The sequence below is a fragment of the Pseudomonas sp. Lz4W genome (assembly GCF_000346225.2).
Classification (GTDB): domain Bacteria; phylum Pseudomonadota; class Gammaproteobacteria; order Pseudomonadales; family Pseudomonadaceae; genus Aquipseudomonas; species Aquipseudomonas paraversuta.
Map to the genome: position 1 here is coordinate 2,204,016 of NZ_CP017432.1, position 18,810 is coordinate 2,222,825.

Consider the following 18,810-nt stretch of genomic DNA (forward strand, 5'->3'; position numbering starts at 1 on the left):
TATTCGCGGCTACAGGTTGTGGCCTGTCTCGAGCAATTCTGCGGTTGGGCCGTCTGCCGGGCCGACCATGGCGTAGTTGTAGCCTGAAATGATCTGCCCCCCTGTAGGAGCGAGCTTGCCTCGCGAGCTTTTCAGCTTTGCGGGGAGAAGAGCTCGCGAGGCAAGCTCGCTCCTGCAGGGCTCAATAAATATTGAGCTTTTATTCGCGGCTACAGGTTGTGTCCTGTCTCGAGCAATTCTGTGGTTGGGCCGTCTGCCGGGCCGACCATGGCGTAGTTGTAGCCGGGCCCGGACCAGTAGTCCGCCTGCAAATCGCCATCGCGCCGGCTGCCCCGTGGTAACAGGTTGTTTTGCGGGCCGGGCGGGCGGATGTAGAAGCTGATGTGCTGGCCCTGGCCATTCTCGTACAACACCATCGCCGCACCGCCCTGATCGGTGGTCAGCAATCGCCCGCTGACCGGCCGGAAGCCCGCACCGCTCAGGTCCGGCAAGCGTTCGGCCTGATTGAAATAACCATCTATCCAGCCCTGCATGTCATTGCTTTGCTGCACCTTGTAGTCGGCCGGCAGAAAGCCCTGCAGCGCAAACATGCGATGGGCTGCCAGTGCGTCGGTCATGGGCAAGCCAGCGGAGCCCTGAGTGATTTGCCGGGCTTGCCAGCCGCCGACGCCGCCGATGCTCACGGCGATTAACAGCACTGCCGCTGTTGCCCACTGGCGACGTGACTGGCGGTGCAATCGCTGGCGTATGGCTACGGGGTCGAGTGCCGCATTTTCCGGCTGCTGCAGGCTCTGCTGCAACGCAGTACGCAACACCTGAGCGTCCCGCTGCCAGGCTTGCACCCGGGCAGCGACTTCAGGGTTGGCCTGCAGATACTGCTCAACCTGGTGGCGTTCAGCTTCGCTGAGCGCGTAATCGACATAAGCGTGCAGGTCACGCTCACTGGGCGGGGTGGTGATCATTTCAGTCTCCGCAGGGCAGGGCGGGTGATTTCGCCTTCGCTGAGTTGGCGCAAGGCCTGGCGTGCGCGTGACAGACGCGACATCACGGTGCCAATCGGCACTTCCAGAATGTCGGCCACTTGCTGGTAACTCATGCCCTCCACCGATACCCACAGCAGCAGGGCCCGTTGCTCGGTGCCCAGGCGTTCGAATGCCTGCAACGTCGATTGCGCGATGACTGTGCGTTCGGTGGAGGGCTGAGTGTCATCGCGCCCGGTAAAAAATTCGAGCATGCGGGCATAGCGCCGCGAGCGCCGATGGTTGTCGACAAACTGGCGATACAAAATAGTGAATAGCCAGGCCCGCAAATCGCCTTCGGGACGTTTGCTCGCCACGCTGGCCAGTGCCCGTTCCAGGCAGGTTTGCACCAGATCGTCGGCATTGCTGGAGTGGCGTGTCAGCGACAGGGCAAATCGCCTGAGGCGCGGGATCAGTTCGCGCAGTTGCTCGTCAAAGGGTGACATGGGGACCTGCAAGGCGTTGGTCTGTTAGTCGGGGTCATCAGCATGCAGACGACCAGGATTGATGGTTATTCCCGAGGGGCAAAAAAATAAATGCCTGAAAAACTTTCCTCTACCGCGGGAATAAGCCGGTCCGGCCTTCGTCTCATATGCAATCCACCTGACGGCCCCGTGGCCCTGGAGTTTTTTATGGTAGATCAATTGCCGCCTGTGCGGCCTGCCAAGCCACCGTTGAGCCCGACCAGTGTGATGCTGCGTCTGGCCGGGATCGGTGTTGTTGTGGTGGTCATGGCCGGGGCGTTTTATTACGTCAACGGTACGCTGGATTCCCAGCGCCTGCGCCCTAAAACCCTGGTCAATGCGCTGGAGCACAACAACGGTGTGTATCCGGGGTACCGACGCAACCATGCCAAGGGTATCTGCGTGGTGGGGTATTTCCAGAGCAACGGCAATGCCCAGGGTTTGTCCCGGGCCCAGGTTTTCGAGGACGGGCGCACCCCGGTGGTGGGGCGCTTTGCCTTGCCCAGCGGCAATCCGTACGCGCCCGACAGCAGTGTGCCGATACGCAGCCTGGCGCTGCGCTTCACCGAGGCCAACGGCCAGCAATGGCGCACGGGCATGAACAGCATGCCGGTGTTTGCAGTGGGCACCCCCGAGGCGTTCTACCAGATGCTGCAAGCCGGCGCGCCGGATCCGGCAACCGGTAAACCCCGGCCCGGAGCCATGCCCGGTTTTTTTGCGGCGCACCCTGAATCAGCCCCGTTCCTGCAGTGGGTCAAAACCGCGAAGCCATCAGCCAGTTTCGCCACCGAAAGCTATAACGGGATCAATGCGTTTTATCTGGTCAATGCTGTCGGGCAACGTCAGGCCGTGCGCTGGGGCGTAGTACCTGAAGGCCAGGATGCCCCGGGCGCCACGGCGCCCGATGATGCTGACTATCTGGAACAGGACCTGACCCGGCGCCTGGCCGCAGGGCCGCTGAAATGGCAGCTCAACCTGACCCTGGCCGAGGCCGGTGACCCGGTCAACGACGCCAGCAAGGCCTGGCCTGCCGGGCGCAAGGTGATCAACGCCGGCACCCTGGTGTTGCAACAGGCCGAGCAACAGAACTCGGGAGAATGTCGCGATATCAACTATGACCCGCTGATCCTGCCAAGGGGCATTGAACCTTCGGATGATCCGTTGCTGGCGGCACGTTCGGCGGCCTATGCCAGTTCGTATCTGCGGCGCACCAGTGAAGTCGATCAGCTTTCCCAGGAGAAACGGCCATGAGCGCTCCAGTCTCACATTTCGCCCCGGTGGCGCGTTTTCTGCACTGGTTGATGGCGGTGATGGTTATCGCCATGTTGTTTATTGGTGCGGGCATGGCGGCATCGGTGTCCGAGCGCCATGAATGGCTGTTGAATCTGCACAAGCCTCTGGGCATTGCGATACTGCTGCTGGTAGTCGTACGCCTGTTTGTGCGCTTTTCAACCCGCCAGCCAGGGTTGCCGGCGGATCTGCCGGCGGTCCAGGTATTGGCGGCCAGGATGTCTCACCTGTTGCTGTACGGGTTGATGTTCTGCTTGCCGATTGTGGGCTGGGCGATGATTTCGGCAGCGGGTGATCCGGTGATGCTCAGCAGTTCCTTGCAACTGCCCGGGATAGTGCCGGCCAGTCCCGGCACCTTTGCCTTTTTGCGCAAGGCCCATACCTACCTGGCGTATTTGCTGTTTTTTACCGTATTGCTGCATTTGGCGGCGGCGTTGTTCCATGGCTGGATTCGCCGGGACGGGGTGCTGCAAAGCATGGTGCGCGGTAAGGACTGACGTTGTCCTTGAAGCCCCTGTAGGAGCGAGCTTGCCTCGCGAGCTTTTGATCCAGGAAAAGCTCGCTCCTGCAGGTTTGGGTTCAGGACCTGGCCATGATTGAGGTGAATAACTCGCTTGCCAGAAACCGCTCCAGCCACGCTCTCAGGCGCGGGTAGGGTGCTTGCTCGAACCAGTCTCGATCGACGTGGGCAAACTGCCGCACAAATGGCGCAAGGGCCACATCAGCCAGGCTCAATCGCGGCCCGGCGAGATACGGCGTCTGTTCAAGCAAATCTTCCAGGCGTTGTAAAAAGGCTTCCCCCTGGCCCCGGTAATACTCCATCGGGTATTCGGGATATCGGTTGGCGTATTTGTAACGATCCAGACTGGCCTTGAAGCGGCTGTCGTTTTCTTCAATCAGCTCCCCCCAGGCCCCTTGTCGCCAATGCTCCGGATCATGCTGCTCAAGTGCCCAGTGCATGATGTCCAGGCTTTGTTCGATGACCCTGCCATCGGCACACACCAGTACCGGTACTGTGCCTTTTGGCGAGGCTGCCAGCATTTCGGCAGGTTTGGCCTTGAGGCTGACTTCCACAATCGACACCGGTACGCCGCTGTAGTGCAAGGCCATGCGCGCCCGCATGGCATAGGGGCAGCGACGGAAGGAATAAAGCAGGGTCATTTGACCTCCACGGTGCTCAGGCCGTTGCCTTGACGGCGCACTTGAATTTGCACGGGGATGCGCTCGTGCATTTCCTGGACATGGGAAATCACTCCGACTTTGCGGCCCTGGGCCTGCAGCCCATCGAGGGCATCCATTGCCAGTTGCAGCGACTCGGGATCGAGACTGCCGAAGCCTTCGTCGATAAACAGTGATTCGATTTTCAGCGTGCTGGACGCCATTGACGCCAGACCCAGGGCCAGAGCCAGTGACACCAGGAAGGTCTCACCGCCGGACAACGAGTGGACTGAACGCAGTTCGTCGCCCATTTCGGTATCCATTACCAGCAGGCCGAGCATGCTGCCGCCGCGTTTGAGGCGATAGCGGCGCACCAGTTGGCGCAGCTGTGCATTGGCGTGGTGCACCAGCAAATCGAGGTTGTAGGCCTGGGCGATTTTGCGGAAGGTGTCGCCGGTGGCGGAACCGATCAGGGCATTGAGCCGTGCCCAGCGCTGCCATTCGTCATAGGCCTGGCTGATGCGTTGCGCCAGTGCCTGGTTGGCCTCCTGGCGGCGCTGGTCTTCGGCTTGCCGGGCACGTAACTCCGCAGATTGCTGTTCGCTGGTGTTGATCAGGCCGTGCAGCTCATTCAGGGCGCTGTCCAGTGCCTGGGCGTCAAGGTTGCCGTTGGCCTGGGCCTGATGCTGATTCAGACGTTGGTCGCGCTCCTGCAACAGAACGCGGGCTTGCTCTACGGCCTTCTCGCTGTTTTGCAGTTGCAGGCGCAACTGACGCAATTGCGCTTCGTCAATGCTCAGCAACTGTTGCAAACGGCTGTCATCCAGTTCGCTGTGCTGCGCACGCCATTGCGCAACCTGAGCACTGAGGGTGCTGTGTTCCTGTTGCAGTGCGTGCTGGTGTTGCTGTTGCGCCTTGAGCTCGGCGGTCAGTTGCAGCAACTGGTTGGCGCAGGTCTGCACGGCCTGCTCTGCTTCGGCCTGGGCCACACGGGCCTGTTCCACTGCCTGTTCCAGGCTGTGTTGCCATAGTTGCGCACTGCTGTAATCGCCCAGTAGCTCATGGAGGGCCTGCTGGCCCGACTGCTGTTGCGCGGTCAGTTCGAGCACGCTGCGTTGCAGGGTTTCGAGCTCTTTAGTGATATTGGCTTGCTGATACTGCGCCCGCTCGATTTGGCTCGCCCGTTGCGCCTGCTCCGATTGTTCATCGCGCAGTTGCTCGAGTTGCGCCAGTCGATCGGCCACTTGCTGGTCAAGCGCCATAAAACAGGCTGACGGATTATCGCGCAGCGCTGCGAGAGTCGCCTCGGGCAACAGGCCGGCGAATTCCGCCAGCTCATCGCCAAGGCGCTGCTTGTCGGCTTGCAGGTGCAGGCGTTGCTCGGCCAGCTGTTGCGCGGCCATCTGGCTGGCCTCGGTACTGCGCTGCACTTGCTGCTGTAATTGTGCGGCTTCTTTTTGCAGGGCCAGCAGGGTGTTCTGGCGCTGTTGATCCTGGTTGATGCTGTGTTGCAACTGGCCCAGGCGCTGGGTCAGCCACTGCTCACGCCTGGCTGGATCTTGTGCCAGCCATTGCGGATACAGCGGATGCGCCTCAAGGCCGGGAGCCAGGGCCTGTTGTTCGTCGAGGATGTGCTGATGTTGCTGGAGGAACTCGCGGTGCTGGGCGTTCACCCCGCCGACTTTTTCGCGCAACTGAATCAAGGTTTCTTTAAGGCCGTCGACCACCTTGCGGGCGCTGGCCTCTTCTTCCTCGTCAAAGCGTGAAAGGCTCTGCAACAGTACTTCTGGCTGGTGATAGGGGTGCTCATGACTGCCGCAAACCGGACACGGCTGGTCATCCTGCAGCCGGGCGCGCAGTTCTTCGACGCTGGCGCTGCGAGCCAGTCGCTGGCGTTCCAGTAGCTGTTGGGTGACCAGCAGGGCCTGCTCGGCCGACTCGAATTGTTTCTTGGTCGCGGTGCCTTGTTCGATCAGCTGTTCGCGTTCGGTCTGCAGGGTCTGCAGCTTGAGTTGTAACCCCTGCAAGCGGGCCTCCAGTGCAAGCTGGCTGCTGCACAGGCGCTGCAAGTCTTCGAACGCGCGTTGTTGCTGATGGTTGTCGGAGAGCAGGCTGCCCAGGGTCTGGATTTGCTCATTGACGGCCTGCGGCTCGGCTTCGGCCTCCTGGAACAGTATTTCCAGAGTGTTGCGCAATTCGTTGAGTTGTTGCGCCGCCAGCTGCGCCCGTTGTTCAAGGGCGGGCAGTTCTTTATTACCGGTGCCGAGGTTGTTGCTCAGGCGAACCAGTTGCTGCAGGCGCGGGCGATAGGCGTCCCAGGCATTGGCCAATGGCGTCAGTTCAGCACTTTGCTCCAGTTGCCGGGTGATGTGCTCAATGCGCCCGGCACCTTGTTGCTGGTGCTCGACCATCCGGGCCAGCCCTTGCTGGCCCTCGTCACAGGCCTGTTGCGCTTGTTGCATGAGGACTTGCTGGGCGTCGAGGGCTTGCGTCAGGCGACTGAGGTTGGCCTGGGCCAAATGTGCCTGCTGCACCCGGGGTGCGCACTCGCGTTGTCGGGCCTGAGCCTGGGTGGCCTCCAGTTGCGCTGTTTGTAGCGCTTGTTGCAGTTGCCCCTGGCGCTGGTTGAGTGCGGTTTGTTGCTGCAGATGAGCAGCAATGTGTGCGGCCAGCGGGCTGAGCTGTGCCTCAAGCTCGGCCAGTCGGGCAAATTGATGGCGTTGCGGTGCCAATTGCTCCAGCAGGTTGAGGGTCTGGCGCTGGTCGGCCTGGCTCTGCCACAGGGTTTGCGCCTGTTGCAGTTGCTCGGCGGCACTGTGTTGTTGCTCTTGCAGCTCGCGCAGGGTTTTAAGCCAGCTGTGCTGTTGCTCCAGCTGCTTGAGCTGGCTCTGCCGGTTTTTCAGCTGTTGCCGGGCTTCGTCGTACTGCTGGTCCAGTTCGACGCGGGCTTCAGGGGTCAAGGGGGTCACACCAACGGCCTGGTCCAGCAACTGCTTGTGGTTGTCCCGGGCTTCTTTGGCCTTGTCGAAGGCCCGTTTACCCAGCCGGGTGTAGAGCGCGGTGTCGGTGAGTTTTTCCAGCAGTTCGCTGCGCTCGTTGTCATCGGCTTTGAGAAAGGCGCTGAACTCGCTCTGGGCCAGCATCACGGCGCGGGTGAACTGCTCGAAGTTGAGCCCCAGACGCGCTTCGAGCTGCACTTTGTAATCGCCTTTCTGGCTGGCCAGCAGTTGGTCGCTGTCGAGGTCGCGCAGGCTTTGGCGGCTGGCCTGCAGTTTGCCGGCGGCTTTCTCCCGGGCGCGGTTGGCTTCCCAGCGGGCCCGGTAACGGCGGCCGTCGATGCCGACAAAGTCGACTTCGGCATAGCCTTCACCGGTGCCGCGACGCAGCAGGGTACGAGGGTCGCCGGTGGCCACTTCGCCATCGGCATCCGGCACCTTGGCATCGCGCCCGGTGTTGCTCAGGCGCGGAACGGCACCAAACAGTGCCAGGCACAATGCGTCGAGCAAGGTACTTTTGCCGGCCCCGGTGGGGCCTGTTATGGCAAACAGTCCGGCACTGGCCAGGGGCTCGGCGGTGAAGTCCAGCTCAAAGGGGCCGGCCAGCGAGGCGAGGTTCTTCAGGCGAATGGCCAGGATTTTCATGGTTGTTCACCTTCCAGCTGTACTTCTTGCAGCAACAGCGCGAAGTCGTTGAGGGTTTGCTCGTCGGCTTCACTGCCGTAATTTTCCTGCCAGGCGCGGCTGAACAGTTCCCGGGGAGTCAGTTGATCGAGTTCGATCAGGCCATTGGCGTCATCCTCGTCGGCGCGCCGACCACTGCCGGCGTACTCGGCAGCGATGCGCACCAGGCGAACCGATTTTCCCTGCAGCGCGGTTTCAATTTGCTGGCGCAGATCGGGTTGCGGCTCGTCAAGTTTGACCCGTACTTCGAGCCAGGGCTGACGCTGGGGATCGGCCAGCAAGTCGATGTCCGGCAGTTCGGCCAGTTGCTCAAGGACTTGCGCCAAGGGGGCCGGGCCAATGCGCTGCAGGTTGACGGCCCGCGGGATCAGGCGCGGTTCGACACTGACCAGGGTTTCGCCATCCAGTTGCACATCGAGGATTTGATGTTGGTAGCCGATTTCCGAGAATGACAACGGAATTGGAGATCCGCAGTAGCGAATGCGTTCTTCACCATTCACTCGCTGGGGTTTATGCAAATGCCCCAGGGCGACATAGCTGATGCTGGGGCCGAACAGGCTGGCGGGCAGGGCTTCGGCGTTGCCGATGATCAGGCTGCGCTCGGAGTCTTGCGAGACCGAACCGCCGGCCATGTGCGCATGGCTGATGGCGATCAGGGCCTGGCCTGGCTTGCGCCGGGCGTTGGCGGCGGCGATCAGCCATTCATGGACCTGGCCGATGCCGCGCAGGTAGTCATCCCCCAGATGGGCGCCGGTGACTTCGGCGGGCCGCAGAAACGGCAGCGCCAGGCACCAGCCGGCAATTTCGCCAGAGGCATCGGGGAGCGGGATCAGCAGGCGTTCTGCGTCCAGCCGCCCGTCGTCGAGCCACAGCACCCGGCCCAGGGCATGGGCCCGCAGGCGGCGCATCAAGGGCGCCGGCAGCTCAATCCGGGATCCGGAGTCGTGGTTGCCGGCAATCATCACGATGGTCAGGCCGGGCTGTTGCTCATGGGCGCTGACGATAAAGTCGTAGAGCCGTTCCTGGGCTTTGACCGGCGGGTTGACGGTGTCGAAGATGTCACCGGCAATCAGCAGCACGTCCGGTTGCTGGTCGGCCAGTTGGCTCAATAGCCAGCTCAGAAAGCAAGCGTGTTCGAAGTCGCGTTCCTGGCCATGGAGGTTTTGCCCCAGGTGCCAGTCGGAAGTGTGAAACAGGCGCATGACAGAGTCCGTAAAAAATGGGCTTCGTCCAGCGCAGGCTGGACGCAAAACCGGCCCCGGTACACACACGGGCGCGGGGCCGGCTGGAAATTATTTGGGGTAGAGCGGTGGCAGGCTGCTCGGCTCGCTGCCCGCATCGTGCTCACGTTCGGCGGCAGGAATGCTGCGAATGGCCTTCCACAGTTCTTCACCCTGCCAGTGCTGACCGGTTTCGCTGTAGAGCGCGCCATTGAGACCATCCAGGGCATCGGACAGCAGTACAAACCGCGCGGCCATTTCGGCCAGGGTTTCCGGCTGTTGCCGGGCCCAGGCATCGAGTGCCTGGCGGGTGGCCTGCGGGTCGTTGGCAAGGCAGGCGCGCTTGAGATCATCGAGCAGGGTACGGGGGCTGGGACCGGTTTGCGCGGCCCGTAAAATGGCCGGCTGCCAGCGGGCGCGCCACCACAGGCCGAAACCTGCGAGGGTGGTGCAGGCGAGGATAAAGGTGCTCAGTTGCCAGAGCCACAATGTGGAGTCGTCATTCATTGCCGCAGGCAGGGTGCTGACCGGTGTATCCAGCGCCAGATTCGGGTTGGCGGCTACCTGTAAGGTCCGTGCAGGCAGGTAACTACGTTCCAGGCTGTCTTCATGGGTGTTCCACCAGACCACTTCGACGGCAGGCAATTCAACCTGGCCGACCCGGGAGGGGACCAGAGCCTCGCGTTCTTCACGGCTGCCCACCAGGCCGTTTTCGGTGATCTGATTGCTCAGTTGCGGCAGGTCCGGGTAGCGGCGCAATCCGTTTACATCGGTGGCGGGCAGGGGCGGCAGCTGGGCGCTGGACAGACCTTCAGCCTTGAGGGTGAGGGTACGGGTCAATGATTCGCCGACCTGGCAGTGATCCGGCTCGGGGTTCCACGACTCACTGACGCTAAGGCTGCGTGCTGGCAGCCAGGGCGAGTTGGCCGGATAGTCCGCAGGTTTGGGTTTGACCGTCAGCGGGATGTCGGCTGTGCTCACATGCACCATTTTTCCAGGCTTGGGGCCCAGCGGGGCAGGGGCGGCGGCTTGCTGGCTGTCAACCTGGGTAGCGCTGAACGTCTGGGCCGGGATGATCAGCTCGCCGCTTTTCTGCGGGTAAATGCCGTAGCGCAGTTCAATCACGCCGTGGCGTACCCCATTGATCAATTTCTCGTAGGTCCGCGACTCGCCCAGTTGCTCGACAATGGCGTCTGTCAGGTGCAAGGGGGTCAGGCTGCTGTCGTCGTACAGGGCAACCGAGTGGTAGATGCGCAGGGTCAGTATTGCCTGGGCCTGAACGTAGACGCTTGGCTGGTCGAGGACGGCTTCGATAAATACCGGCGCCAGCTCGTTGTCGCTGCGGATGCTTTGAGTGACCGTCAGGCTGATGGGCAGGCTGTGGTAGGCACCGACCTGCAGCGGCGGAATAATCACGGTGCCGGTGCTTTTGGGCTGCAAGGTGATGATCCAGCGGGTGTTGGCCTTGTTGTCTTCGCTGAGGTCGGTCAGTTGGTTGACCTGGCGCGTACCCCGGACATCGAACAGGGCCTGGAGCGGTGTCAGATCCGGTTTGCCGAACAGGGTGGCGTCGTTTGATTGAAGGGTCAGCTCGACGGTTTCGCCGGAGTTGAGTTGATTGCGATCAACACTGGCAACCAGCCCGAGCGCATGGGCCGGCACGGTCCAGCAGCAGAGCAGGAGAAGCAAGGCGCAAATGCGGTTCATTGGGGCGAGTCCTGATGTTGCTGCTGTTCGTACCAAAATTTCCGTCGCAACAATTCGCTGGGGTTGTCGGGAATCTGTCTGAGCCATTGTTCCAGTGCCTGGCGATGCTCCTCGTCCAGGTGGTCTGACGTCGGCGCCGGGGGGCGGGTGGTCGTATCGTCGGTGGATTCGCTGCCGGGCTCTGGATTGCTGGCTGGCGGAGGCGGTTCCGGGGAATCGTTGTTGTTTGCCGCAGCATCCGGCTCGGTGGCCGAACTGTTTTCCTGCTGCTGCGCGCTGTCACCCGAGGCGCTGCTGTTACGGGTGCTGATGGCAGGCGCCGGTTCCGGTTCTGAGTCAGTCTCGGGTTTGTTGTCGGCCGGCGGGGTGGTCTCGGCGTTTTTTTGTTCGAGCACTTTTTCGATCAGGGCTTTGTTCTGTGCCGCTACCTGCAAGTCCGGTTGCAACTCCAGGGCTTGTTCATAGGCGTCGATGGCCGCTTCCAGTTGACCGCCCTTGGCCAGCGCATTGCCGCGATTATAGTGGGCGCTGGCGGTGTTGGACTCGGCAAAGCGCTGAGCCGCAGCGGCGTAATCGCCCGCTTGATACAGGGCAACGCCTTGCCATTGCGCGTCCTCGAAGTGCTCGACGGCTTGCAACGGTTTCTTCTGCTCCAGTAAACGCTGACCTTGCTGGTCGGGGCGCAGCCACAGGTCGGTGAAGCTCATGGCGTAACCGTGCTGGGGCAGCATCAATAACAACGGCAGGCACAGCAGCCAGCCGCGGCGGCCTGCGCAGGCTGCCAACAGCAACAGTGGCAGCAGCAACCAGTAGCCCTGGTCGGCCCAGGTGTCCAGCTGCAGGGTCTGGCCGTTATTGCGTAACTGCCGGGGCCCGTCGAGCAGGCCCAGGCCGCGCAAGTCGTTGTCGTCCAGGCGCGCCTGGCGGTAGCGGCCGTCAACTTCGAGGGCGAAGGCCCGCAGGGCCGCGCTGTCGAGACGGGGCATGAGGATGGCGCCCTGGTCGTCCTTGAGAAACTGGCCGTTTTCATCAACCACCGGCGCACCCTCACGACTGCCGATGCCGAGCATCAGTAACTGCGGGGTATGGCCCTTCAAGACCTGGCTGATGCCCTCGCGCTCCTGTTCGCTGAGCGATGAGGTGATAAGCAGCAAGCGGCCCTGGCCCAGGGCCCCCTGATCCAGCAGCTTGAGGGCTTTGGCCACCGCCAGATCGGCGCGATGGCCCGGCTGCGGCATGATGGAGGGCTTGAGCGCTTCGAGCAGGTTGCGGCTGGTGGACAGGTCATCGGACAGCGGCACCAGGGTATGGGCGCTGCCGGCGTAGACAATGACGGCCGTTTGCGCATCGCTGCGGCTTTGCAACAGGTCGTAGAGTTTGCGTCGCGCCTGCTCCAGCCGGTTTGGATTTTTGTCCGTGGCCAGCATCTCCGGAGTGAGCTGCAACATCACCACCAACGGGTCGGCAGGTTTTTGGGTGGATTGCTCAACCCGTTCCCAGCTTGGGCCCAGCAGTGCCAGCAGGGCTAGCAGCCAGGCCAGTCCCAGGGCGATCCAGGGCAGTTTGCTGTTACGCCCGCTGCCGCCACTGAGCAGTACGCGATGGAAGGCCACCGGCAGAATCATCTGCCAGCGCCCCGCACGTTTTTGTCGGTGCCAGAGTTTCCACAGCAACCAGCACAGCAGCGGCAAGAGCAACAGCCATTCGGGACGGAACCAGTGGGGCCAGAGCGTGCTCATCGGCGCCTCCGCAGACGCAGACGTTTGAGCTGCGAACGCCAGTGAGGATGTTGTTGCAGAAAATGTTCCTTGCTCAGCCAGCGTTGCAGTGGATTGTTTGGCCACAGTTCCCGTATCACCAGCAACACGCTCAGCAGCAGGGCACCGGCCAATGGCCAGCTGTAAAGTGCCTGTACCGGACGGGCCTGGGTCGGCTGCTGGGCGACGGGTTCCAGTCGGTCGAGGGTGTCTTTGATGGCGGCCAGCTCCTGACCATCGCGGGCCCGGAAGTACTGACCGCCGGTGACTTTGGCAATTTCCTGCAGAGCCGGTTCGTCGAGGTCCACCCCGGGATTGATGCTGAACATGCCCTTGGCACTGCTTTGGGCAGGGTCGGCGCCGATGCCGATCGGATAAATTCTGACCCCTTCCTCGGCGGCAAGGCGGGCGGCAGTCAGCGGGTCGATCTGCCCGCCGTTGTTGGCCCCGTCGGTCACCAGAATCAACACTCGACTCTGTGCCGGGCGCTGACGCAAGCGCTTGAGGGCCAGGCCAATGGCGTCGCCGATGGCGGTGTTTTTACCGGCAATGCCGATTCGCGCTTCATCCAGCCAGGTGTGGACGGTGTGGCGGTCGAAGGTCAAAGGCGCTTGCAGATAGGCCTGACTGCCGAACAGGATCAGGCCTACGCGATCGCCTTCGCGGTTTTCCAGGAAGTCCCCGAGCAGGCTTTTGACCAGATCGAGACGACTGATGTCTTCGTTGTGCCATTGCATGTCCGGGAAGTCCATGGAGCCGGAAACATCCACCGCCACCAGCAAATCCCGGCCGCTGGCGGCAATCGGCAGTGGCTCACCCAGCCACTGTGGCCGCGCGGCAGCGGTCAGCAGCAGCAGCCATAAGAGCAAAAACGGAATTTGCTGACGCAATGAAGGCATTGTTGCGCGGGCTTTGCGCCGGGCCAGCTCTTCCAGGTCAGACAGAAAACTGACTTTGAGTGCGGCCTCGCCGCTGTCGGCGGCCGGCAGCACCAGGCGCATCAGCCAGGGCAGCGGCAACAGGACGAACAGCCAGGGCCAGGCGAACTCAAACATGTTTGCGAATCCAGGTTTCAACCGCTTGATTGAGGCCGGCAATCGCCTTGTCATCAAGCTTGCATTCGGGCTTGTAGGCCCCTTCAACCAGCACCATCCAGCGCGTCAGACCGGCCGCCGGACAGCGGTTGTCGAGGAATGCCAGCCATTTTCGGCCATTGAGCGTGTGGCTCTGGCTGTAGGGGTAGTGGTTGCGGCACAGGCGTTTGAGCAGGCCGTTGAGTTGTTGCAGCCAGGCTCCGGCCGGTGCGCCGTCGTAGGGTTTGGGGAAACCTGCAAGCTCTTCAAGCGCCGCCAGCCGCACCGGGTCCAGAGGCTGCTCGGCCCTGCGCGGCTGGCGCTTGACCGGCAGATATCGGCGTAGCCACCACAGGCCCCAGGCCAGGGCCGCAAGGAGGATCAGCAGCAGCCACCAGCCAGGCGCAGGCGGCCAGAAGCCGATCACGGGCGGCTGGATCAGGGGCTGCAACTGTTCCAGGTCTTTCATAATGGTTTGCCGGGGCGTTTGGCGTTCAGGTATTCACGCAATTGCTCGATCATTTCACTTTGTGTGCTCAACGGCATCAGCATCACGCTCAATTTTTGTGCCAGCAACGCCCAGCGCGCAATACGTGCTTCGCCCTGGGCGCGATAGGCCTGACGCAAGTCGTAGTTGAGGGTGTCCAGCTCCAGCTGTGCTCCGCGTTCGGCAAAGCGCAGCAGTCCGGCAGCGGGCAGGGCGTGGTCCAGCGGGTCGGACAGCGGCAGCAGCATCAAGTCGCAATGGCGGGCCAACAGGCTCAGTTGCTGCTCGGCGGCGTCGGTGAGTGCGCGCTCATCGCAAATCACAATCACCAGGCTGCCGGGGCGCAGCACTTCCCGCGCCCGGATCAGCGCCATGCCCAGGGCATCGCGGTCGGACTGCACTTCGGTGTGCAGCGACTGGTTGACCCGTACCAGACGGTTAAGCAGTTGCAGCAGGCTCTGCTTGCTGCGCCGGGGTTTGATTTCGTAATGTTCGTGGTCGCCGAATACCAGTCCGCCCACCCGGTCGTTGTGCCCCAGTGCCGCCCAGCCGATCAGACTGGCAGCCTGGGCCGCAAGCACCGACTTGAACATCAGGCCCGAGCCAAAGAACAGCCGCCGGCTTTGTTCGGCGAGAATGAAGATCGGCCGTTCGCGCTCTTCATGGAACATTTTGGTGTGCGGCTCCTGGGTGCGAGCCGTGACGCGCCAGTCGATGGTGCGCACATCGTCACCGGCCTGATAGACCCGTACCTGATCGAAATCCACGCCGCGGCCGCGCAATTTTGAATGGTGCAGGCCCGCCATCGGGCTGCGCTGGCCAGGGGAGGCGAACAGTTGTACTTCGCGCACCCGGTGCCGCATCTCGATCAGTTCGGCAAGGGTGACGCGAATGCCGGGCTCGGCGGGCAGGGGGTTGTTCATGGGTCAGGCGACGGCAACGACGTCAAGGATGCGCTGCACCACACGGTCCTGGTCGATACCGGCGGCTTCAGCTTCGAATGACAAAATGATCCGGTGACGCAGAACGTCAAACAGCACGGCCTGAATGTCTTCGGGGCTGACGAAGTCGCGTCCGGCCAGCCAGGCATGCGCCCGGGCACAGCGGTCCAGGGCAATCGAGCCGCGGGGGCTTGCGCCATAGGCGATCCAGTCGGCCATTTCCGGGTCGAACTTGCCCGGAGTACGGGTGGCCATGACCAGTTGCACCAGGTATTCCTCTACTGCATCGGCCATGTACAGGCCGAGGATTTCCTTGCGTGCAGCAAAAATGGCTTGCTGGCTGACCCGGCGCTCGGGTTTGGTTTCACCGTTGAGCGCTTCGCCGCGGGCCTGCTGCAGGATGCGCCGTTCTACAGCCGCATCGGGGAAGCCGATTTTGACGTGCATCAGGAAGCGGTCGAGCTGGGCTTCGGGCAACGGATAGGTGCCTTCCTGCTCGATCGGGTTTTGCGTGGCCATCACCAGAAACAGCGGCGACAGTTCGTAGGTGCTGCGCCCGACACTGACCTGGCGCTCGGCCATGGCTTCGAGCAATGCCGACTGAACCTTGGCCGGCGCGCGATTGATTTCATCCGCCAGCACCAGATTGTGGAAAATCGGCCCTTGCTGGAAGACGAAACTGCCGGTCTCCGGACGATAGATTTCAGTCCCGGTGATGTCGGCGGGGAGCAGGTCGGGGGTGAACTGAATTCGATGGAACTGCGCTTCAATCCCTTCCGCCAATTCTTTGATGGCCTTGGTTTTTGCAAGGCCGGGCGCACCCTCGACCAGCATGTGGCCGTCAGCCAGCAGCGCGATCAGCAGGCGGTCGATGAGTTTTTCCTGACCGAGAATCTGCGTTGAGAGAAAGGTTCGCAGCGCAAGCAGCGCTTCACGATGTTCCATCGTTGACTGTTCCTGAAAAGGACACCGACGGCGCAAGAGTTACGCCGGGGCTGGGGCCGTTACTTTAATCCATTGGAGGGGTCGCGGACTAATCGCAGGGGGAGCTTTTTAAGGAAAAATCCGATATTTAAGGAAAAATCCGAAATCCAGGGAGTTGTTGAGAACAGTGCTCATCTGCGCCTCGCCATTACCGGCGTCTGGCCAGTGTCACCAGGGTGACGCCAATCAAGGCGGTCAAGCCTGTCAGCCACAGGATGACCGTCTGGGTGCCCAAGGGACCTGCCAGCAGGGCAATCAGTAGTCCGGCCAAGGGTTGGGACAGGTTGTTGAGCAAACTGACCACTCCCACGGTTTTGCCAAAATCCTGTGGCGGGATGACTTTCTGGCGAACACTGCGAAAGTAGATGTTGAACATCTTGTCAAAGCCGGTAATCAGCAAGAAGCCCAGGGTGTAGGCCCAGATATTCGGGCTCAGGGCGGTGATCAGCGCGCCACACGCGATCATGGAGTAGGACAGGCTGCCCAGCACTTTCAATGACAGGGTCGAGCGCGCCAGGTAAAACAGAATGGCAATGGTCGTCAGCGCGCCTGCGGCCTGTAAGCCGGCATAGATCTGCTTGCCGGCCGCATATTGGCCGATGACCATGGCCGCGGAGGTGGCCAGGGTGACACCGATCAGCAAATTGACGCCCACTGCCAGGACGATGATTTTTTGCAACTCTGCCAATTGGCGGATATGCCTGAAGGCGATGCGCAATGGCTGTAGCCAGAGGTCTTGGTGTTGTTCGAAGGTTGGCAGGTTGACCCTGGTATTGCGTTGCCAGAACAGCATCGCCAGATCGGCCAGGACAAAGAGTCCGGCTACGGCCATGACCACCCAGTGCCAGGCCCAGATTTCGAGCAGCAATGCAGCTACCAGCGGCCCCAGGACCAACCCGCTCTGATCGGCGATCTGCGAGTAGGACAGGGTTTTGCCGTAGGTGTAGTGCTTGAAGATGTGCGGCATCAGCACCTCCCGGGCCATGACGCCCTGGGTGGTCAGTACCCCGCATAGTGCTGACAGGATGACCACCCAGTGAATCCCGTCGAACAGTGCGTAAAGCCCTACGGCGATGACGCAGGCAACCGCGCGATAGACCTGGCTGATGTGCAGGATGCGTACCGGGGGGTATTTGTCACAGAGTGCCCCGCAGACCGGGAACGCCAGATAGCGCGGCAAAGACTCGACAAAAAATGCCAGTCCGGCCCACGACACGCTATTGGTGGTCTGGAACACAATCAGCGGCACGATAAATAACAGGATCTGGTCGGCAAGCCGCGACACAAACAGCGAAATGAAAAAAGCCAGGTAATCCTTACGCATGCTGTTCTCGTGTCAGTGGCTAAACACCCTGTTTAGCTCAAGCGATAAAACTCCCGGGCGTTGTGCCACAGGGCCCGCGCGGCGCCGTCCTCACCCAGGGCATCGCTCAACAGGACGATGTCGCTGTCTGCAAAGGGGCGGGGCGCGCGGGTCGACGGCAAGTCGCTGCCAAACATCAGTGCATGGGGGTTGGCGCTGTGAATCTGTTGCAGTACGCCGGGCAGCGCGAAATCTACCCGGCCAAAACCGCAGGCTTTGACCCGAACCCCGTATCCGGCCAGGCGCAGCAGGCTGGGCAAGCCTTCATGGCTCAGCCCCAGGTGATCGATGCTCAGGGCTGGCAAGCGCAGCAGCCGGGTTTCAATGGCTGGCAGTTCCCGCGAGTCGATATACAACTCCGAATGCCAGCCCACGCAGTCATGCACCCTTTTGGCCAGGGATTCGAGCTGGTCCAGTTGCTCGGAACCGCCGCGCTTGAGATTGAAGCGCAAGGCGCGAACACCATGCCGGTCCAGGGTTTGCAACTGGGTATCGGTGACGCTGGCGGGCAGTTGCGTTACCCCCACGAAGCCCGGGCCCAGGCGGTTCAGTGCAGCGATCAGGTAAGTCTGATCGAAACCCTGAAAAGATCCCGAGACCACGGCCCCGCCGACGATGCCCAGGGGGCGGGTACGTTCCTGGTAATCATCGACACTGAAAAACTCGGGCATATAGCCGTTGTTCGGGATCAGCGGATAGGCGCTGTCGATGATATGGCAGTGAGCATCGAAGATCGGGCGCATGGCGGCATTACCTGCGTTTCAGGGGTAAGCAGTTGTTGTGGTCAGGTGGTTCAGCCCAGTTCGCTGACGTAGGTGCCGGTGCCTTTGAGGATGTTGTGCAGGGTTTGTTCGATTTCGGCCAGCTCGCTTGGGTCTGCGCTGTGAAGGATCTCGATATGATCGTCGCCATTGAGGGCGTCAGCGTCAGACGGACTGATTTCAATCAGCAGGCGGGTAGGGCTCAGGGTGGCTTTTACCCCTTCCAGAACCGAAGGTCCGTCAACGTCGCCGAAGGTGATTTCCAGTTCGTCTTCGTCCGGATACCGGGTCATCAGGAACATTTCGCCCTGTTCGCTGTGGCAACACAGCATGGCCATGTTGTCTTCTTCGTCGTCGCACGGGTTGGCCATGAGGAGCGGGGTGGTGATTTGCATGGGGGGAATCCTGGCGCTGCGGGCGCATGTATCGGCTGAATAAAAGTTGATTTTGCCAGCCTGCACAGATTTATGCTGGCCTGATTGAAAATGTGTCGAAGAGTCCGGATTGCGTTGTACGAGTCATTTTTGTGACTGGCAAAGGATTTAAAGGTGCTTTTCGGAATGTTTTTCCCATTGGAATGCTAGGGTTGTTCATTATCAGGCCGCAAGGTTGCGTCCCAATGACCGAATATGTCGCCGCATCGCAAGCAGCCCGGGCGGCTCAATCGTTAAGCTTCGCGGGTGATAGCTATCTTTAAAAACACAGCCTGTTCAACCGGCAGTCGTTTTTGCAGATACCCATCCTGGAACGTGAATGTGACCCCTGGGTCGCGGCCAGCTTCACCACCCTGTCATGCTGTGCTTTCAAGGTAAACTGCCAAGATATGCCCTTGCACAGTATTGGCAGCTCCCCACGCGGGAACAGCACGCGACGCTTCTCTCAATAACAAGCCCAAGCGGAGTACCA

At 61.4% G+C, this 18,810-nt stretch carries 16 protein-coding genes; 2 read left to right on the forward strand and 14 right to left on the reverse strand.

Annotation, left to right across the window (positions count from 1 at the left end; genetic code table 11):
* Positions 1-209: 209 nt before the first annotated feature.
* Together B195_RS10305 and B195_RS10310 are read right to left on the reverse strand one after the other, a co-directional pair.
* A complete protein-coding gene (locus B195_RS10305) occupies positions 210-962 on the reverse strand; it encodes an anti-sigma factor (protein WP_003444744.1) in 753 nt (250 codons plus the stop codon).
* The gene (locus B195_RS10310) at positions 959-1,465 is read right to left on the reverse strand and encodes a sigma-70 family RNA polymerase sigma factor (protein ID WP_003444741.1); all 507 of its coding nucleotides are present in this window, start codon (positions 1,463-1,465) and stop codon (positions 959-961) included. The genes B195_RS10305 and B195_RS10310 overlap by 4 nt, the downstream gene beginning before the upstream one ends.
* 186 nt (positions 1,466-1,651) lie before the next feature.
* Here B195_RS10310 and B195_RS10315 point away from each other — a divergent pair, with 186 nt between their 5' ends.
* Both B195_RS10315 and B195_RS10320 read left to right on the forward strand, forming a co-directional pair.
* Positions 1,652-2,734, forward strand: coding sequence for a catalase family peroxidase (locus tag B195_RS10315; RefSeq protein ID WP_003444740.1), 1,083 nt, complete (start codon positions 1,652-1,654; stop codon positions 2,732-2,734).
* Positions 2,731-3,270, forward strand: a complete 540-nt coding sequence (locus tag B195_RS10320; RefSeq protein ID WP_003444739.1) for a cytochrome b — start codon at positions 2,731-2,733, stop codon at positions 3,268-3,270. The genes B195_RS10315 and B195_RS10320 overlap by 4 nt, the downstream gene beginning before the upstream one ends.
* A gap of 82 nt (positions 3,271-3,352) precedes the next feature.
* Here the strand turns inward: B195_RS10320 and B195_RS10325 are convergent, their stop codons facing one another.
* From B195_RS10325 to B195_RS10380, 12 genes are all read right to left on the reverse strand, one after another.
* On the reverse strand, positions 3,353-3,934 hold the full coding sequence (locus B195_RS10325) for a glutathione S-transferase (protein WP_003444738.1): 582 nt from the start codon (positions 3,932-3,934) through the stop codon (positions 3,353-3,355).
* Complete coding sequence (locus tag B195_RS10330; RefSeq protein ID WP_003444737.1) at positions 3,931-7,572, reverse strand: AAA family ATPase; 3,642 nt, start codon at positions 7,570-7,572, stop codon at positions 3,931-3,933. The genes B195_RS10325 and B195_RS10330 overlap by 4 nt, the downstream gene beginning before the upstream one ends.
* On the reverse strand, positions 7,569-8,813 hold the full coding sequence (locus tag B195_RS10335) for an exonuclease SbcCD subunit D C-terminal domain-containing protein (RefSeq protein ID WP_003444736.1): 1,245 nt from the start codon (positions 8,811-8,813) through the stop codon (positions 7,569-7,571). The genes B195_RS10330 and B195_RS10335 overlap by 4 nt, the downstream gene beginning before the upstream one ends.
* 90 nt (positions 8,814-8,903) lie before the next feature.
* Positions 8,904-10,538, reverse strand: coding sequence for a BatD family protein (locus B195_RS10340; RefSeq protein ID WP_003444734.1), 1,635 nt, complete (start codon positions 10,536-10,538; stop codon positions 8,904-8,906).
* Positions 10,535-12,277, reverse strand: a complete 1,743-nt coding sequence (locus tag B195_RS10345) for a VWA domain-containing protein (protein ID WP_003444733.1) — start codon at positions 12,275-12,277, stop codon at positions 10,535-10,537. Before B195_RS10345 ends, B195_RS10340 begins: the two co-directional genes overlap by 4 nt.
* On the reverse strand, positions 12,274-13,350 hold the full coding sequence (locus B195_RS10350; RefSeq protein WP_003444730.1) for a VWA domain-containing protein: 1,077 nt from the start codon (positions 13,348-13,350) through the stop codon (positions 12,274-12,276). The genes B195_RS10345 and B195_RS10350 overlap by 4 nt, the downstream gene beginning before the upstream one ends.
* Positions 13,343-13,837 (reverse strand): DUF4381 domain-containing protein, encoded by a 495-nt coding sequence (locus tag B195_RS10355; RefSeq protein WP_003444728.1) that lies wholly within the window; start codon positions 13,835-13,837, stop codon positions 13,343-13,345. Before B195_RS10355 ends, B195_RS10350 begins: the two co-directional genes overlap by 8 nt.
* Entirely contained in the window at positions 13,834-14,778 is a 945-nt protein-coding gene (locus B195_RS10360) for a DUF58 domain-containing protein (RefSeq protein ID WP_003444727.1), read from the reverse strand. The genes B195_RS10355 and B195_RS10360 overlap by 4 nt, the downstream gene beginning before the upstream one ends.
* 3 nt (positions 14,779-14,781) lie before the next feature.
* Positions 14,782-15,741: a MoxR family ATPase gene (locus B195_RS10365; RefSeq protein WP_003444726.1), complete on the reverse strand. Its 960-nt coding sequence runs from the start codon at positions 15,739-15,741 to the stop codon at positions 14,782-14,784.
* Between the two features lie 187 nt (positions 15,742-15,928).
* A complete protein-coding gene (locus B195_RS10370) occupies positions 15,929-17,104 on the reverse strand; it encodes an MFS transporter (RefSeq protein ID WP_003444725.1) in 1,176 nt (391 codons plus the stop codon).
* 32 nt (positions 17,105-17,136) lie between these two features.
* Positions 17,137-17,886, reverse strand: a complete 750-nt coding sequence (locus B195_RS10375) for an amidohydrolase (protein ID WP_003444724.1) — start codon at positions 17,884-17,886, stop codon at positions 17,137-17,139.
* A 50-nt stretch (positions 17,887-17,936) separates the two neighbouring features.
* The gene (locus B195_RS10380; protein ID WP_003444723.1) at positions 17,937-18,299 is read right to left on the reverse strand and encodes a hypothetical protein; all 363 of its coding nucleotides are present in this window, start codon (positions 18,297-18,299) and stop codon (positions 17,937-17,939) included.
* Positions 18,300-18,810: the final 511 nt, after the last annotated feature.

Coding starts and splice junctions, on each gene's coding strand:
- B195_RS10305 (WP_003444744.1), bottom strand. CDS start 962: ATGATCACCACCCCGCCCAGTGAGCGTGACCTGCACGCTTATGTCGAT.
- B195_RS10310 (WP_003444741.1), bottom strand. CDS start 1,465: ATGTCACCCTTTGACGAGCAACTGCGCGAACTGATCCCGCGCCTCAGG.
- B195_RS10315 (WP_003444740.1), top strand. CDS start 1,652: ATGGTAGATCAATTGCCGCCTGTGCGGCCTGCCAAGCCACCGTTGAGC.
- B195_RS10320 (WP_003444739.1), top strand. CDS start 2,731: ATGAGCGCTCCAGTCTCACATTTCGCCCCGGTGGCGCGTTTTCTGCAC.
- B195_RS10325 (WP_003444738.1), bottom strand. CDS start 3,934: ATGACCCTGCTTTATTCCTTCCGTCGCTGCCCCTATGCCATGCGGGCG.
- B195_RS10330 (WP_003444737.1), bottom strand. CDS start 7,572: ATGAAAATCCTGGCCATTCGCCTGAAGAACCTCGCCTCGCTGGCCGGC.
- B195_RS10335 (WP_003444736.1), bottom strand. CDS start 8,813: ATGCGCCTGTTTCACACTTCCGACTGGCACCTGGGGCAAAACCTCCAT.
- B195_RS10340 (WP_003444734.1), bottom strand. CDS start 10,538: ATGAACCGCATTTGCGCCTTGCTTCTCCTGCTCTGCTGCTGGACCGTG.
- B195_RS10345 (WP_003444733.1), bottom strand. CDS start 12,277: ATGAGCACGCTCTGGCCCCACTGGTTCCGTCCCGAATGGCTGTTGCTC.
- B195_RS10350 (WP_003444730.1), bottom strand. CDS start 13,350: ATGTTTGAGTTCGCCTGGCCCTGGCTGTTCGTCCTGTTGCCGCTGCCC.
- B195_RS10355 (WP_003444728.1), bottom strand. CDS start 13,837: ATGAAAGACCTGGAACAGTTGCAGCCCCTGATCCAGCCGCCCGTGATC.
- B195_RS10360 (WP_003444727.1), bottom strand. CDS start 14,778: ATGAACAACCCCCTGCCCGCCGAGCCCGGCATTCGCGTCACCCTTGCC.
- B195_RS10365 (WP_003444726.1), bottom strand. CDS start 15,741: ATGGAACATCGTGAAGCGCTGCTTGCGCTGCGAACCTTTCTCTCAACG.
- B195_RS10370 (WP_003444725.1), bottom strand. CDS start 17,104: ATGCGTAAGGATTACCTGGCTTTTTTCATTTCGCTGTTTGTGTCGCGG.
- B195_RS10375 (WP_003444724.1), bottom strand. CDS start 17,886: ATGCGCCCGATCTTCGATGCTCACTGCCATATCATCGACAGCGCCTAT.
- B195_RS10380 (WP_003444723.1), bottom strand. CDS start 18,299: ATGCAAATCACCACCCCGCTCCTCATGGCCAACCCGTGCGACGACGAA.